This window comes from Stenotrophomonas sp. GQ19 (assembly GCF_059758695.1).
This window is the reverse complement of record NZ_JCAXES010000009.1, coordinates 114827-130548: the sequence shown is the minus strand read 5'-3', so window position 1 is coordinate 130548 and position 15722 is coordinate 114827. Positions and strand designations below refer to the sequence as shown.

15 protein-coding genes are annotated in these 15722 nt (G+C 64.2%); 2 read left to right on the top strand and 13 right to left on the bottom strand.

The window, feature by feature from the left end:
* The 5 genes from AC6CHL_RS16380 to AC6CHL_RS16360 form a co-directional block, all read right to left on the bottom strand.
* On the bottom strand, window positions 1-1035 hold the full coding sequence (locus tag AC6CHL_RS16380; RefSeq protein ID WP_498295351.1) for a DUF6708 domain-containing protein: 1035 nt from the start codon (window positions 1033-1035) through the stop codon (window positions 1-3).
* A 301-nt stretch (window positions 1036-1336) separates the two neighbouring features.
* Complete coding sequence (locus AC6CHL_RS16375; RefSeq protein WP_498295434.1) at window positions 1337-2071, bottom strand: putative type VI secretion system effector; 735 nt, start codon at window positions 2069-2071, stop codon at window positions 1337-1339.
* 107 nt (window positions 2072-2178) lie between these two features.
* The gene (locus AC6CHL_RS16370; RefSeq protein WP_498295349.1) at window positions 2179-2919 is read right to left on the bottom strand and encodes a putative type VI secretion system effector; all 741 of its coding nucleotides are present in this window, start codon (window positions 2917-2919) and stop codon (window positions 2179-2181) included.
* Window positions 2920-3260: 341 nt separating this feature from the next.
* Window positions 3261-3995, bottom strand: coding sequence for a putative type VI secretion system effector (locus AC6CHL_RS16365; protein WP_498295347.1), 735 nt, complete (start codon window positions 3993-3995; stop codon window positions 3261-3263).
* A gap of 477 nt (window positions 3996-4472) precedes the next feature.
* Window positions 4473-4955, bottom strand: coding sequence for an Lrp/AsnC family transcriptional regulator (locus AC6CHL_RS16360; RefSeq protein ID WP_038691453.1), 483 nt, complete (start codon window positions 4953-4955; stop codon window positions 4473-4475).
* A gap of 127 nt (window positions 4956-5082) precedes the next feature.
* On the opposite strand from AC6CHL_RS16360, the gene phhA reads away from it, so the two are divergent.
* Window positions 5083-5979: a phenylalanine 4-monooxygenase gene (gene phhA, locus AC6CHL_RS16355; RefSeq protein WP_038692706.1), complete on the top strand. Its 897-nt coding sequence runs from the start codon at window positions 5083-5085 to the stop codon at window positions 5977-5979.
* A 150-nt stretch (window positions 5980-6129) separates the two neighbouring features.
* Complete coding sequence (locus tag AC6CHL_RS16350) at window positions 6130-6789, top strand: DMP19 family protein (protein ID WP_498295345.1); 660 nt, start codon at window positions 6130-6132, stop codon at window positions 6787-6789.
* A 30-nt stretch (window positions 6790-6819) separates the two neighbouring features.
* On the opposite strand, the gene AC6CHL_RS16345 is transcribed toward AC6CHL_RS16350, so the two are convergent.
* The 8 genes from AC6CHL_RS16345 to AC6CHL_RS16310 form a co-directional block, all read right to left on the bottom strand.
* Window positions 6820-7923, bottom strand: a complete 1104-nt coding sequence (locus AC6CHL_RS16345; RefSeq protein WP_498295343.1) for a GDSL-type esterase/lipase family protein — start codon at window positions 7921-7923, stop codon at window positions 6820-6822.
* A gap of 226 nt (window positions 7924-8149) precedes the next feature.
* A complete protein-coding gene (kduD, locus tag AC6CHL_RS16340) occupies window positions 8150-8905 on the bottom strand; it encodes a 2-dehydro-3-deoxy-D-gluconate 5-dehydrogenase KduD (RefSeq protein WP_498295341.1) in 756 nt (251 codons plus the stop codon).
* 66 nt (window positions 8906-8971) lie between these two features.
* Complete coding sequence (gene kduI, locus AC6CHL_RS16335) at window positions 8972-9820, bottom strand: 5-dehydro-4-deoxy-D-glucuronate isomerase (RefSeq protein ID WP_498295339.1); 849 nt, start codon at window positions 9818-9820, stop codon at window positions 8972-8974.
* A gap of 219 nt (window positions 9821-10039) precedes the next feature.
* Window positions 10040-11098, bottom strand: coding sequence for a LacI family DNA-binding transcriptional regulator (locus tag AC6CHL_RS16330; RefSeq protein WP_051599021.1), 1059 nt, complete (start codon window positions 11096-11098; stop codon window positions 10040-10042).
* A 43-nt stretch (window positions 11099-11141) separates the two neighbouring features.
* Window positions 11142-12722, bottom strand: coding sequence for a family 43 glycosylhydrolase (locus AC6CHL_RS16325; RefSeq protein WP_498295337.1), 1581 nt, complete (start codon window positions 12720-12722; stop codon window positions 11142-11144).
* Window positions 12723-12759: 37 nt separating this feature from the next.
* The gene (gene pelA, locus AC6CHL_RS16320; protein WP_498295335.1) at window positions 12760-13917 is read right to left on the bottom strand and encodes a pectate lyase; all 1158 of its coding nucleotides are present in this window, start codon (window positions 13915-13917) and stop codon (window positions 12760-12762) included.
* Window positions 13890-15173, bottom strand: coding sequence for a TRAP transporter large permease (locus tag AC6CHL_RS16315; RefSeq protein WP_498295333.1), 1284 nt, complete (start codon window positions 15171-15173; stop codon window positions 13890-13892). Before AC6CHL_RS16315 ends, pelA begins: the two co-directional genes overlap by 28 nt.
* Window positions 15174-15176: 3 nt before the next feature.
* Entirely contained in the window at window positions 15177-15713 is a 537-nt protein-coding gene (locus AC6CHL_RS16310) for a TRAP transporter small permease (protein ID WP_498295332.1), read from the bottom strand.
* Window positions 15714-15722: the final 9 nt, after the last annotated feature.

Here is a 15722-nt window from a genome sequence, read left to right as displayed (position 1 = left end):
TCACTTGAAATCAACGTCAATAGAGCTTTTTGCACGACGCAGCCCGGCATGGTCATCCGGCTCATCGACAACCTTGATGGCTGATGCCCTTAGTTTCCTGGCAACTTCCACGCCGAAATCTTCTGCAACCGTCAATCGGGGAACAGCAGCTCCAGGCAAGCCTGCGTTCTTGATGATCCCGGACCATCGGGTAGGCCAGCACAGAAGCAGCGAGAGCCAATGGCAGATGCTGTGGAGCAGCAGCAGGGGCGACAAGATCAGCGCGAACGTGAGCAAAAGCCCTTTGTCGCCAGTGCGCCATGACGGGACAAGGAAACTCAATGTGGAGCGGACCGAATCCCACGGCCAAGGGAATAGAGCTCTCAGGCGCGCTGGAGGAGGTGCAGCGTCCGGCCCCTCCTCCATGTAGCGCCGGATGTACTCCCACAGTGCCTCTGCTTGCTGTCGATTTTCAACTGCACCACCAACGATGCAAAGATCGTCAAACCCCGCGCCGCTGTAGTGGGAGGGCCATGCAAGAAGCAACGTGCCCCCTTGGTTCCTTGAGCGTCCGTCGCCCCCCACCATATCAGCGATCGTGGCCTCCCAAGGAAAGGTGACAACTCCTCCAGCGTAGGCCGGCCTGTTTAGATGCACTTGCTTGGTGATCCTGTTAAAGCGGACAACAATCCTTCTTTGAACAAATATCTCAAGGCGAAGCCATCGCCACGCAAATCGAAAGAACACCACGTTCGCAACAACCCACATCAGAATGAACAGGGGAATGAATATATAGCCCTCTGCCGTCAGCGGCCTCCCCAATGGATCGAAGCCGGACATCATGTCCTTGATTCCAGGAACTACATTCCCGAACAGTGCCATGTACTGCAGTAGGTACATGGCGCCTATGAACGCGAACGTGATGATTCCACGTCTGTCTTCCTGCCAAGCACCTTGCACATCGATGTATCGCTCATCGTACGAGAAAAGTGCCGCACCAGGATCCGCAATTGCGCCCACGGAAAAATCAGTTCTCAGATGATCATCAGCAGTCACTGATTCCATCCTACGCTGCGTATTCTCGCTGCAGGATAGCTTTGATCTCCAACTCAACATCTCAAGCAGATACATTATTATTTCAAGCCCATTTGAATTTTGCTCTCATGAGCTCTGTCAAAAGAAACAAATCCGCCAGCTTCGGGCGACCATCTTTAACTACGCCCAAGCAACACCTGTCTCAAGCTCGGTCGTGGGGGTAAGGCCGACGACCTGCGTAAAGATGAAGCAGCTTGAGCGAGCAGGTCGTTCGCGGTCGCACCAGTCGAGCCTGGGGCACCTTCCGCCCCCGACAGTTCGTCTAATACCTGAAATAGCTGTCGCCGAGTGCGGGAGGATCCTCGAACCTCTTCGCTCCCTTCTCTAGCGCCCTAAGATCGATATTCTTCACATCCGCCCACTCCAGCGCCCTGAAGACGCTTTCTGCCATTCTCGTGAAAGGAACCAGCCTTCGGCCGAGCCTGTAGCCAACCCAACAGAACATGGAAATGCTAGCCAACGCCGCCCAGGGAAAGACCTTGCAAAGCCCTGAGAGGCTCTCATCGAGAGCAAGGAATCCGAGCAGTGCAGCAACACCGCCCAGAAGCGTGGCGGGTACTCCTACAAGGAGCGACAGCCGCGCCACCTTCCTCCAATGCGCAGCACGGCCAGCGCTAAGATGCGGGTACAGAACGATAGTTCGATCAACCTCATGGAGCACAGCCAGTGCGATGAAACGACCATCACCCATGTCTCGTCCAACAACTGCAAGCTGATCGCCCTCGTTGAACGGCCAGTTCCAGAGCAACGCCTCCACGGTGTACTCGCTGAGTTCGAAAGAAGCCAGAGTTGCAGGTTCGTCCATGTCCTCAACTTCATTCATCGCCATGGCCGCTGCCGGACCACTGAGACCCATCGCGGCGAGGAGCGCACCCGTTGCAGCAACTCCCTCTCGGTCACGTTGACGCAGCAGCGTACTCACTACGATGTTCTTTGTTTGCAAGTTACTCACCGTTCCGCGAATGACGCGGAGGGTACTGAAAGCATTGGCCGCCATGGACTCAGACTTCATGATTCATGTTGCCGGCATCCCGTCCCGTCGCATAATTGATCGCTATTGAACTGGGAACGACGGGCCACTCCGGGTTACTAACATCGCGATGTTCAGTATCTGAAGAATCGGTCGCCCAGCTCAACGGAGTCCTCCGGCAGTCTTTTCTCTCGCGAGCTGCGCCTCAGGTCTATCTGCTCGGCATTGGACCAACCCAGAGCGGAAAATATTCTGTCGGCCATTCTTACAAATGGTCGGAATCGATTCCCAATCCGCAGACCGATGATGAACAGGATGATCCCGAATGCCAAGCCTGAAGCAGCAAGCATTCCAATGAAGCCGAGCCAGTCGGCACCATGTGCCATGAATGCAGTCATTGCGACCAGCAATAAGAAGACGCCCATGGTTATTCCTGAAGAAGCCAAGGCAGCAATTCTAAGCACTGATCGTAGATGTGCCTTTGATCCTGCAGAGACATGCGGATAAAGGGCTATCAGGCGCTGGCTCGGCGAGAGCACGGCGTACGCTACAAATTCACCCCCTAGGTACTCACCCACTACTTCAACATCGTCTCCCTCACTGAAGGGAAATGACCAAAGAAGAGCTTTCATTGCCTGGCCATTTACGACAATTTTAGCTTCAACGACTGGCTCGTGCGATTCATCCGTCGACATGAAGGCCATTCCAGCGGCTATACCGCTTAGGCCGGACGCAGCGGCAAGGACGCCAGTTGCGGCCATTCCAATTTGTTCGCCCCCCGTAAAGAACATCGAAGCAGTTGTGGCTTCCGTTTGCACGGAACTGAGCCGCCCCCTCACTACTTCAATTGAATCAGATTTCGCGTTCATACGCATCAAACTCTCATCTGGCCCTTACCTCAACCGAACCTGGCACTTGATAGATGCCCGCGCATTTTTGTCAACCCCGGGCGCCGAAGCTCTTAGCTTTGCAGTGATCGCTGGGCGGTGGTTGTCCGCAGTGGTGAGCCTTGGTACCGGCGCGCCAGATAGATCAGTTCGGGGGAATGATCCTGCGCAACAATGTAGGGCCATATCCATTAGCGATCAGCTTTGCTTCGAGAAATGCATGGCCTTCGACAACTCTTGAGCACCAAGCCTCCTACGTTAAGAACCCAGCTGCGGAGCCACGGTCCGCTGCGGGCGGCCATCGCTCGGGATCGCTGGCATCGCAGCCACTAGTATCTGAAATATCGATCCCCCAATTCAGCGGGATCTCCCGGCAATCTCCTCTCACGCGAGATGCGCCTCAGACTTATCCGCTTGGCATCAGACCAGCCCAAGGCAGAGAATATTCTGTCGGCCATTTTCACGAAAGGCTGGAAGCGATTGCCAATCCGTATTCCGATGATAAATAAGATCACGCCGACCGCCGCGCTTCCTGCAGCCATAACTGCCACGAAGGGCCACCAATCCTCACCTAGCGACATAAATGTCCCAAGCGCGACGAACACTAAGAAGGCTACTGCTGGAAATAGGGTAGAAACAATTGCACTAATCTTCAAAACCGAAGCTAGATGGGCACTCGATCCAGAAGACACATGAGGATAAAGGGATATCAGGCGCTTGCTCGGCGAGAGAACAGCGTACGCAACAAATTCCCCGCCCAGGCTCTCACCCACGATTTCGACATCGTCCCCTTCCTTGAAGGGAAATGACCAAAGAAGAGCCCTTACTGGCTGGTCGTTCACAACAACTCTAGCTTCGACAATTGGCTCGTGCGATTCATCGGTCGACATGAAGGCCATTCCGGCTGCTATACCGCTAAGGCCAGAGGCAGCGGCAAGCACGCCGGTTGCAGCCATGCCGATCTGATCGGAACCAGTGAAGAAGATGGAGGCAGTCGTATCTTCGACTTCAACGGAGCTGAGTCGACCCCGCAAAATCAGAATTGAGTCAGTAATCGCGTTCATCCTCGTCCAACCGTCATACGCTTCTCACCCTAACCGACCCTAACGCCTTGATGAAAGCGCGCTCCTGTTACTCATGGCTCCTGAATACAGGACGCGAGGCTCCTATTCCATGTTGTGATCCGTTTCCCACTGCCCCGTGGCGTGGCGCTCCGGCACCCTTGACCATCCGTCATCTCCCTAACGCACGCGCGCATGGTGCGTCGCGCGGCGCTGGGGGTTACAGAGGCAATTGCGTCAGCAGGAGAAAGGGCAAGGCCGCGAATACAGCGCACGCAACGGCAGGACGCCTTTTTATCGGAGCAGGATTAAACGCATTTCAATGTTGAGCATTGCGACGCAGTGCTCAGTCGACCAACGGTCGACTCTACCGTGTTGGGGTGGTCGCGTAGCCGACCAATGGTCGGCTCTACCGTGTTGGGGTGGTCGCGCAACTGATCAGCGATCGGTTCCACCACGTGATCGCCTTTGCGATCCGCGTTATTCCAGCTGCGACAACGGCAGCGCGCGGAAATCCTTCACCGTGCGCAGCACGAAGCTGGAATTGACGTCGGCCACGCCGGCGGCGTTGAGCAGTTTGTCCAGCAGGAAACTGGAGAAGTGCTCCAGGTCGCGCACGTAGATGTGCAGTAGATAGTCCATGTCGCCGGTGAGGGCGTGGCAGGCGACTACTTCGTCCCACTCCACCACGCTGTCGGCGAACACGCCGATGGCGTGCTGGTCGTGCTTTTCCAGCTGCACGCGGACGAACGCCTGCAGGCCCAGGCCGATGCGCCGGGGTTCCAGCCGCGCGCCGTAACCGGCAATCACGCCCTCGTTCTCCAGGCGCTGCACGCGGCGCAGGCAGGCCGACGGGGACAGGTTCACCCGGGCGGCCAGTTCGGCGTTGGTGGCACGGCCGTGCTGCTGGATTTCAGCCAACAGGCGCAGATCCGTGCGGTCGAACTGGGGTTCTCCGGCCATTGCTGCTCCGCAACATGAGGTGGACGCAATGATATTGCGCCAGTTGGGCATATCCGCGCAACTTTGCAAACCTCTTGCGCGCCCCCTGCCCTAGCATCGTCAGATGACTTCTCAGGAGACCACCACGATGGAAACCGCCACCGCCCCGCGCCGCGTCGAACACCAGCAGACCGACAAGGGTTACGTGCCGGTGTACACCACCGCGATCGTGGAACAGCCCTGGGACACCTACACCGCCGACGACCACGCCACCTGGAGCACGCTGTACCAGCGCCAGCGTGCGCTGCTGGAAGGCCGCGCCAGCAAGGAGTTCCTGCACGCGCAGGACGAGATGGGCATGAGCGCGCACATGATTCCGCGCTTCGACCAGCTCAACGAGGTGCTGGGCGCCGCCACCGGCTGGACGCTGGTGGGGGTGGAAGGGCTGCTGCCGGAACTGGATTTCTTCGACCACCTGGCCAACCGCCGCTTCCCGGTGACCTGGTGGATCCGCCGCCCCGACCAGATCGACTACATCGCCGAACCGGACATGTTCCATGACCTGTTCGGGCATGTGCCGCTGCTGATGAACCCGGTGTTCGCCGATTACATGGCCGCTTACGGCCGCGGCGGCGTCAAGGCGCATGCGATCGGCCCCGAGGCGCTGCAGCACCTCACCCGCCTGTACTGGTACACGGTGGAGTTCGGGCTGATCAACACCGACGAAGGCCTGCGCATCTACGGCGCCGGCATTGTGTCGTCCAAGGGCGAATCGCTGTACTCGCTGGAATCGGCTGCGCCCAACCGCATCGGCTTCGACCTGGAGCGGATCATGCGTACCCGCTACCGCATCGACACCTTCCAGAAAACCTACTTCGTCATCGACAGCTTCGAGCAGTTGATGGAGGCGACCGCACCGGACTTCACCCCGATCTATGCCGCGCTGGAGGCCAAGGACCATTTGCCCGCCGGTGACGTGCAGGACGGCGACACGGTGTTCCAGAAGGGCACCGGCGAAGGCTGGGAAGACGGCGGCGACGTCTGATCGGTAGAGCCGACCGTTGGTCGGCTGCCGTTCGCGCGACAGTGCCGCGGGCGGCATGGATGGGGAGCAGCCGACCAACGGTCGGCTCTACCTGGGGATGGATTGAGCTCTGTTAAGGTCTTGGCCCTGCCCGTGCCGCTGCCCAACGCCATGCCTCTGTCTGCGTTCCGCATCCAATCCATCCACTTCGATGCCACCCACGTACACCTACAGCTGGCCAACGGCACGCAGGTGGCTGAGTTCCTCACGCGCAACCCGCGGCTGGAGAAGGCGTCGGCGAAGCAGCGTGCGCAGTGGGTGTTGACCGACGACGGCCTCGGCGCGAACTGGCCGGCGCTGTCGCCGGCGTCGGCCACCGGCATGGTCTACGTGCTGGACCTGCTGTGGGATGCGCGCTACGACCATGCCATGCAGCGGTTGCATGCACTGGACTGGGCGCTGGACGCGCTGTCAGCGCAGGACCAGCTGCTGGTGGCGTTGTGGCGGATGGAAGCGGACATCAACAACGGCGGCTTCATGCAGTTCCTGTGCAACTGGGGCGACCCCACCTGCCAGCTGGCCCTGCAGGGGCTGCGTGCCATGGGTGCGGACCAGACCCATGCGGCGCTGGCCGGCATGCGCGGGCTGCTGGATCGTTTTGAGGATGATCCGGCGGTGACCGAGTTGAGCGATCTGTACGAGGCGATGACGCCTGCGGAGCAGGACGCGCTGGAGCAGTTTGAAGAGGCGTACTACGCACGCCCCGAGGACCTGGCCAGGCTCGGCGTGCTGCATTTCGGGCCGGAACCGGATGCCGGCCCGCAGCCGTGAGTACGCCCGGTGCCGACCCCCGGTCGGTACCTACCGGGGATAGGCCAGCAGCACCACCAGGTCATCGTCGCCCACCTGCTGCAGCGCGTGCAGACTGCCGGTGCGGGTGAGAAGCGCGTCGCCTGCCGCCACGTCGTGTTGTTTGCCGTCCAGCACATAGCTGCCACGCCCGCTGACGATGTAGTAGATCTCGTCCTTGTGCTGCGGGTGCAGGCCGATGCCGGCGCCTTTGTGCAGCACGCGCTTGCGCAGCACGAACGGCAGGTCGGTGTCGTTGGCGAAGAACGGGTAGGCGGTGGTGGGGCCGGCGCCGCCATGCGGGCCGGGCTGGGTGATCGCGATGTCGCGCTCGTGCACCACGCGCGAGGGCTTGGATGCATCCGCGCCCTGCCCTGCACTGCGCACGTCGCAATCGATATCGCGTTTCAACGCGGGTTTCAGCGTGGGCTGCAGCGCAACCCAGTCGCGCACGACCAGGCACGCCACGGCGTTTGCACCGGCGGTGCTGAAGTGCGTGCCATCGGCCTTGTTCTGTTCGGGCACGAACAGGAAGTACGGCCGCGCGCCCTGCTCGCCCAACGCGCGGATCCAGCGCGTGGAGCTGTCGTTGAGGTCGATCAGCGCCACCTGCTCGCGGGTGGCCAGCTGCTTCATTGCCTGGGTGTACAGCGCGTGGGTGTCCAGCAGTGAGCCGAAGTCGTACAACAGTCGCGCCACCGGGCTGATCAGCACCGGCGTGGCGCCTTTGTCGCGAGCCAGCTGCACGTAGCGCATGAGGTACTGCGGATACGCACTGCCGGGCTCGGTGTAGCGCGTGGGATCTTCGAACTTGGCGTCGTTGTGGCCGAACTGGATCAGCAGCACATCGCCGCGCTGGAGCTGGGCGGCGATGGCGTCCAGGCGTTTCTCGTCGATGAAGCTGCGCGTGCTGCGGCCGCCCTTGGCGTGGTTGCGGACCTCCCACACGGTGGGATCGAGGTAGGTCTGCAATGCCTGGCCCCAGCCGGCCTGTGGCGCGCGCTCCGGGCCGTATGCGGCGGCGGTGGAATCCCCGGCAATGAAGATGCGGTGTGGCGCGCACAGCGCGCTGGGGGCGGCGAGCAGCAGCGACAGGGACAACAGCAAACGCAGCATGGTCATGCTCCTGGGTGGAGAGCTGCCGGCCAGCGGCCGGGACTACCGGGCAGATGGGGTGCCTGAGAGCTGCCGGCCAGCGGCCGGCACTACCGGGCAGATGGGGTGCCTGAGAGCTGCCGGCCAGCGGCCGGCACTACCGGGCAGATGGGGTGCCTGAATGACAGATGGGCGCCCAAGGGCGCCCATCGTCTGCCCGCGTGGGCGCATCGTTCGGTGGTGTCGCTTACCGAGCTAGCCAACCACCGTCGACCGGCAGCACCGCGCCGTTGACGTAGTCCGATGCGCTGGAGGCCAGGAACACGGCCGTGCCGCCGAGGTCTTCCGGGGTGCCCCAGCGTGCGGCCGGAATGCGGTCGAGGATGGACTTGTTGCGGTCCTCGTCAGCACGCAGCGCGGCGGTGTTGTCGGTGGCCATGTAGCCCGGGGCGATCGCGTTGACGTTGATGCCCTTGCTGGCCCATTCGTTGGCGAGCAGACGGGTGATGCCGGCGATGCCGCTCTTGCTGGCCGTGTACGACGGCACGCGGATACCGCCCTGGAAGGACAGCATCGATGCGATGTTGATGATCTTGCCGCGGCCCTGGGCGATGAAATGCCGGCCGGCCGCCTGCGAGATGAAGAACGCGGACTTGATGTTGACGTTCATCACGTCGTCCCAGTCCTGCTCGCTGAAGTCCACCGCGTCGGCGCGGCGGATCAGGCCGGCGTTGTTGACCAGGATATCCAGGCCGCCGAGGCCTGCGATGGTTTCGCGGATGACCCGCTCGACCGGCTCGATGCTGATCAGGTTGGCTTCGATGGCCAGGCAGCGACGGCCCAGCGAAGTGATGGCGGCGATGGTCTCGGTGGGCGGCTGGATGCCGGCCACGGCGACGTCGGCACCGGCCTGCGCCAGTGCCACGGCGATGCCCTGCCCCAGGCCGGTGTTGCCACCGGTGACCAGGGCGACCTTGCCTTCCAGACTGAACGGATTAGCCATTGCGTATGCGGTCCTTTTCCAATGCGGCACAGACGCCGCCCGCGCGGTGCGGGCGGCGTGCGGGGGTCACTTGAGCTGGCAGATGTCCAGCACGTGCATGTCGGTGTAATCCAGGTTTTCGCCGCCCATCGCCCAGATGAAGGCGTAGTTGCTGGTGCCGGCGCCCATGTGGATCGACCACGGCGGGGACACCACCGCTTCGTTGTTCTGGATGACGATGTGGCGCTGCGCCTCGGGCTCGCCCATGAAGTGGTACACGCGGTCGTTCTGGCCCAGGTCGAAGTAGAAATAGACTTCGCTGCGGCGGTCGTGCAGGTGCGGCGGCATGGTGTTCCAGACGCTGCCCGGCTTGAGCACGGTCAGGCCCAGCAGCAGCTGCGAGGACTGGCAGGTAGCCGGCACGATGTACTGGTAGATGGTGCGTTCGTTGCTGGTTTCCAGCGCGCCGCGATCCAGCGCCACGGCGTCCTTGATCGACAGCTGCTTGGTTTCAAAGCGCGCATGCGCCGGCGTGGACGCCAGGTAGAACTGCGCCGGGGTGGCGGCATCATCGGAGGCGAACACCACGTCCACGCTGCCCATGGCCACGTACAGGCCGTCCTTCGGGCCGAGCTGGAACACGGTGCCGTCCACGGTGACGGTGCCGCTGCCGGCGCCGACGTTGATGATGCCCAGCTCGCGACGCTCCAGGAACGGATGGCCGGCGGCCGAGGCCGGCTCGGTCTGCCTGGGCAGCGACAGCGGGCCGTTGACCGGGGCCGCACCGCCGAGCACGAAGCGCTCGTAGTGGGTGTACTTCAGCGTCACCGCATCGGCGTTGAACAGGCCGTCGAGCAGGTACAGCTCGCGCAGGTCGTCATTGCTGGCGCCCTTGATGGCGTCGGGATGGGTGGCGTAGTGGGTCTTGCAGTACATGGCGTCTCCAGAGCAGGGGTGGGGCAGCAGGTCGGCCCCGGCGCGATTTGGTCAAAGTGTAGCGAGTTGGTAAACCGGTGTCATTTTGCAGCGCACGATAGGCCAGGGCGGGCCCGGCGTGGTGTCCATGTCAGAAAAGCCGTGCGATCGGCAACCGATTGCACGGGCGCGTGGCGACGCGTTGATCCTGAACGCGCGTCGTTGCCATCGCGGCGCGCGTCAATCCTCGGGCGGTTGGCAGGAGTCGCGCACGATCAGGTGCGGGCGCACGCTGGCGATCTGCAGCGCGGCCTGGCCGTCGGGCTGGATCAGCATGGCCGCGGCGGTGCGCCCGGTGTCGCGGGTGTGGCGGCGCACCGAGGTCAGCGACGGCCACAGGCGCGAGGCCAGCGGGCTGTCGTCGTAGCCGATGATCGACAGCTGGCGCGGAATGTTGATGCCCGCGCGCAGGGCGACCTTGTAGATGCCGGCGGCCATTTCATCGTTGCCGGTGAAGATGGCGGTGGGGCGCTGCTTGCCCAGCAGCAGCTTTTCGGCGGCGGCCACGCCCGATTCGAAGGTATAGCCGGCCTCGACGATGCGCGCCGGGGGCAGCTCGATGCCGCGCTTGGCCAGCGCATCGATGAAGCCGGCGGTGCGCTCGTGCGCCGAACGGTAGGCGCTCGGGCCGGTCACCAGGGCGATGTCGCGGTGGCCCAGCGAGAGCAGGTAGTCGGCCGCTTCGGCGGCGCCGTCGCGGTCGTGGGTGACCACCATCTGCGAGGTGTCGTCCAGGGGCAGCGAGGCGATGCGGGTGAAGCGGACGCCGATCTCATCGAGCATGTCCACCAGCGCCTGGTCTTCCGACGCACGCGGTACCAGGATCACGCCGTGCAGCTTCTGCTGCTGCACGAAGCGGCGCACGCCATCGATGTAGCCGGGGCTGCGCGAGTCGCAGGGGTGCACCACCAGTTCGAAACTGGAGCCGCGCAGCGCGTCCAGCGCGCCGTACTGCATGTCCACGATGTACTGCGCGGTGGGGTTGTCGTAGACCATGCCGATCAGGAACGAGCGCCGGAAGGCCAGCCCACGCGCCAGCGGGTCGGGCGTGTAGCCCACCTCGCGCATCAACGCTTCCACCTTGTCGCGGGTGTCTTTACGCACCAGCGGCGAGTTGTTGATGATGCGCGAGACGGTCTTCTTGGACACCCCGGACAGGCGCGCGATGTCGTTGATCGTGGCGGCCTTGCCTTTGGTCAATCCGTGCGGCGACGGATCGGTTTTGCTGCGCAATGACATGTCGTTCAAACCGGGGATGAGTCAGGGGATTCTAGCGGGCAGCTCAATCGAGGGCGCGGTAGCGGAAATTGCGGAACTCCACCTTGCCCTGGCCGGCAGCGTACAGGGCCGGCTTCAGGGCCAGGAACTTGCCCGCCACATTGTGATGGTAGCCGGAGACTTCCATCTGAACCGGGTACTTCTGCCAGGTTTTGCCGTCGGTGCTGGAGTGAATGGTGACGATGTGACGGTTGTTGGTCACCCGCAGCCACAGCGTGCCCCCGGTGGTGCTGGGGGCCAGCCGGGTGGGGCGCTCCTCGCCGTAGCGGTGCATGATGAACTTCTCGCCGTTGCTGCCCACGCCCACGTACAGGCGGTCGCTGTAGTAGAGCAGGGCACCGCCCACCGCGCCCGGGGCGACGTGCATCTCGACCTCGAACTGGTAGGCCGTGTCACCGGCGATGGCGGTCAGCGGCGAGCTGTCGCGGGGCGTTTCACCCTTGCCCTGCAGCACCAGGCCCTTGCCGGTGAAGTCCAGCCGGGCGTACTCGTCCTGGGCCGGGTTGAAGAACGACCACTGCGGGCCAAGGCGCGTGCCGCGGAAATCGTCGGACAGCGCCATGCCGTGCGGGCCCACCGAGCTGCCCGAGGGCTTGGCCAGCGGCTGTCCGAGGTCGCCGCCCTTGGCCACGAACCAGCCGTCGGCGGTCCATTCGATCGGCTCCAGCAGGGCCTGGCGGCCCAGCGTCCAATACCCGTTCTCGTAGCCGTGGTACATCATCCACCAGCGCCCGTCGGTGCCTTCGATCACCGTGGCGTGGCCGCGCGACCACCACGGCTCGGCGGCCGACCGGGTGCGCATGATCGGGTTGTTGGGGGCGTTCACCCACGGGCCGTGGATCGAGCGCGAGCGCGCGGTGATCACCATGTGCCCGGTCGGCGGGCCGGCGGTACCGCCCACGGCGGTGGTCATGTAGTACCAGCCATCGCGGAAATTGATCTTCGGGCCTTCCTGCGCGTAGGCCTCCACGTCCCAGCTTTCCGGGTACTTCCAACCGTCGTACACGTGCTTGGGCGTGCCGACCACGCTCAGCCCGTCGTCGGCCAGCTGCACGTAGTCGCCGCCGCTGAGGAACAGGTAGCGCTTGCCGTCTTCGCCCACCGCGTGGCCCGGGTCGATGTAGGCCCCCAGCCCGATGTCGATCGGCTCGCTCCACGGGCCTTTGATGCTGTCGGCCCAGACCACGAAGTTGCTGCGGGTCTCGCCGGTGCGGGCCGGGAAATAGATGTAGTAGCGGCTGCCGTGCTTGACGATGTCCGGCGCCCAGATCGCCCCCACGTTCTTGGTGATGGCATGGCCCAGCGGCTGCCAGTTGACCAGGTCGCGCGAGTGCCAGATCGGCAGGCCGGGGTAGGCATCGAACGAGGACAGGGTGAGGTAGTAGTCCTGCCCATCCTTGAGCACCGAGGGATCCGGCCGGTCACCGGCGAACACGGGGTTGAGGAAGGTGCCGTTGCCCAGGTCGGCCTGGCGCTGGTTCTCGATCCCGCGCTTCCAGGCGGTGGCGGGCTCGGCGGCGTGGCCGGCGCCCGCCAGCAGCAGGCAGGCGGTGGCGAAGCTGGCCAGGGTCGTCCTCAAACGCATCGTGTGTCTCCTTGAACGTAGCGTGGGCCGGCCGCGCTCAGCGCGCGCCGGTCCCGGCGGTGCGCTGTTGCCAGCGCGGGTAGTCGGTGGTGATCAGGGCCTGCGGCCAGGTGCCGTACCAGTGGTAGCCGGTGCGGCGCTCGCGCGGAATCTCTTCGAAACGGGCCACCCGTTCGCCCTCGCGGTTGGCCAGCAGCACCGAGCTGTCCTGCAGGTCGTGGAAGCGCCCCCACAGCAGCGGCGCGCCGGCGTCGGCAACCAGGCGGCGGTCGACGGTGGTGCGATGGAACTGGAACTGCGCCGGGGTCGTCTCGAACGTCTCCAGCCGCCACCCGGTCACCGCGTGCGCCTGGAACCACGCCATGGCGTCGTTGATGGCGGTGACCACCGCCGGCGACGGGTCCGGGATCGCCATCAGGTAACGGACCACGCCGACACTCTCGTCGGTGACCAATGCGGGCAGCTCGAACTTCCGGCCCTGCGCGGGCAGCAGGGTGGTGCGGTCGTACTGCCCGGCCCAGATCGTCGCCACGCCGTCCTGGCGCACCTGCAGGCGCAGCAGGCAGGCATCCCCGGCGGTCACGGCGGCGTCCACGCGGGCACGCTGTTCGGCAGTGATGAAACCGAACACCGGCTCGCGCAGCACGCGCCGCAGCGTGGTCAGCACGCCACTGGTGACGTCGTCGGCGAAGGTGATGTGGCCGTGGTACGCAGTGCGGGACGGCACCGAATGCGGCCAGCCACCACAGGTGGGAATCTGCTCGGCGAGGATGAAGTCCAGGCCACGCACGGCTGCGTCGCGGTAGCGGGCATCGCCGCTGCGCGCGAAGGCCTCGGCCAGGTAGCTGACCTGGGTGTAGATGTTGCGGTTGTCGAAGCTGCCCCCGGGCGTAGCCTGGTCGGCCAGCGCCTGTGTCTTGGCGGCATCGTCGAGGACCCGCTGCGGATCCTGGTTGACCGCCCAACCGCCGCCATGGCGTTGCAGGGCGACTAGGTTGTCGGCGATCTGCCGGTACTGACCGGGGGACCAGCGCGGGTAGTCCGTGCCGTGCCCACTCTGCCAATGGTTGATGCCGTCCTGGAAGCCCCGCAGGGGGATGTCCTGGCCCTGCGCCATGACGGCGCAGGGCAGGGCGATCCATAGCAGGGCAGCCAGCCGCCGCACGTTTACGCGCGCAGCAGGGCGGGCAGCCACAGCGACATTTCCGGGAAGAAGGTCACGATCAACAGCACGCCCAGCGCGGCGAACCAGAACGGCCAGATCGAGCGCATGCTCTCGCCCACGCTGATCTTGCCGATCGCGGTACCGATGAACAGCACCGAGCCCACCGGCGGCGTCACCAGGCCCAGGCCACCGGTCAGTACCAACACCAGGCCGAAGTGGATCGGGTCGATGCCGTAGGCCTTGGCCACCGGCAGGAAGATCGGCGTGCAGATCAGGATCATCGGTGCCAGGTCCATGAAGGTGCCCAGCAGCAACAGCATCAGCACGATCATCAGCAGCACCATGAACTGGCTGTGCGCGAAGGACTGCAGGAAATTCACCGCGGCCGCGGGCACTTCCAGGTAGGCCAGCAGCCAGCCGAACACCGCGGCGGTGGCGATCACGAACAGAATCACACCGGTGCTGCGCGCCGCATGGGTCACCGTGCCCATGAACTCGCGCCAGTTGAGCTGGCGGTACAGCACGGTGGTGACCAGCAGGGCGTAGACCACGGCGATGGCCGCGCTTTCCACCGCGGTGAAGATGCCCGCGCGGATACCGATGAAGATCAGCGCCACCAGGCCCAGGCCCGGCAGCGCCGAGACCAGCCGCAGCAGCACCGCGCGCCAGCCCGGGAAGATCTCCACGCCGTAACCGCGGCGGCGTGCCACCAGATAACCGGTGATCATCAGGACGACGGTCATCAGCAGCGCCGGCACGATACCGGCCGCGAACAGGTCGGCGATCGACAGCCCGCCACCGGCCGCGGCCGAGAACAGGATCAGGTTGTGCGACGGCGGCACCAGCAGCGCGACCAGTGCAGCGGTGATGCTGACGTTGACCGCGAAGTCGCGGTCGTAGCCGCGCTTGACCATCTGCGGAATCATCGTGCCGCCCACCGCCGAGACATCGGCGATGGCCGAACCGGACACGCCACCGAAGAACAGCGAGGACAGGATCGACACCTGGCCCAGGCCACCGCGCATGCGCCCCACCAGCGAGGACGCCAGCGAGATCAGGCGTTCGGAGATGCCGCCGCGCATCATGATTTCACCGGCGAAGATGAACAAGGGAATGGCGATCAGCGAGGCCGAGCCGGTGCCGGCGGAGATCTGCTGGACCAGCACCAGGGTGGGCAGGTCCAGGTACCACAGCGTGGCCAGGGCGGCGGCGGCCAGCGCATAGGCCACCGGCACGCCCAGCAGCAGCAGCACCGCGAAAACGGTAAACAGGATCGTGATACCCATGGCTCAGCGGTCTCCCTCGGCAACGGTGTCGGCGTCGACGGGCAGCACAGCCTGCACCATCTGGTTCACGGCGAAGATCGCCATCAGTGCGCCGCCAATGCACAGCGGCAGGTAGTTGATGCTCTGCGGCAGGTTGGCGCCGGCCGCCTTGATGTCCAGGCCGTCCAGCAGCAGCACCGCGGCCCACCAGGCAATCACGGTGCCGAGCACGGCCACCACCAGCGCGGCGAACACATCCACCGCGCGGCGCAGGCCCGGGCCCATGTGCGCGGCCAGCAGGAAGAAGCCGAAGTGGCGGCGGGTATGCACGCCGGTGGCAGCGCCCAGGCTCATCGCGGTGGCCAGCAGCAGCAGCGTGACCGGCTCGGTCCAGCTGGGCGAGTCGTTGATGACGTAGCGTGCGAACACCTGCCAGCCCTGCACCACCACCAGCCCGAGCAGGGCGATGACGGCAATGTGGATGGCGACGTCGGCGATGACGTTGAGCACGCGCTGCGGCGCGCTGACGATGACGGGCGTTTCGGAAGTCGGGTCGGACATCGCGTCGGG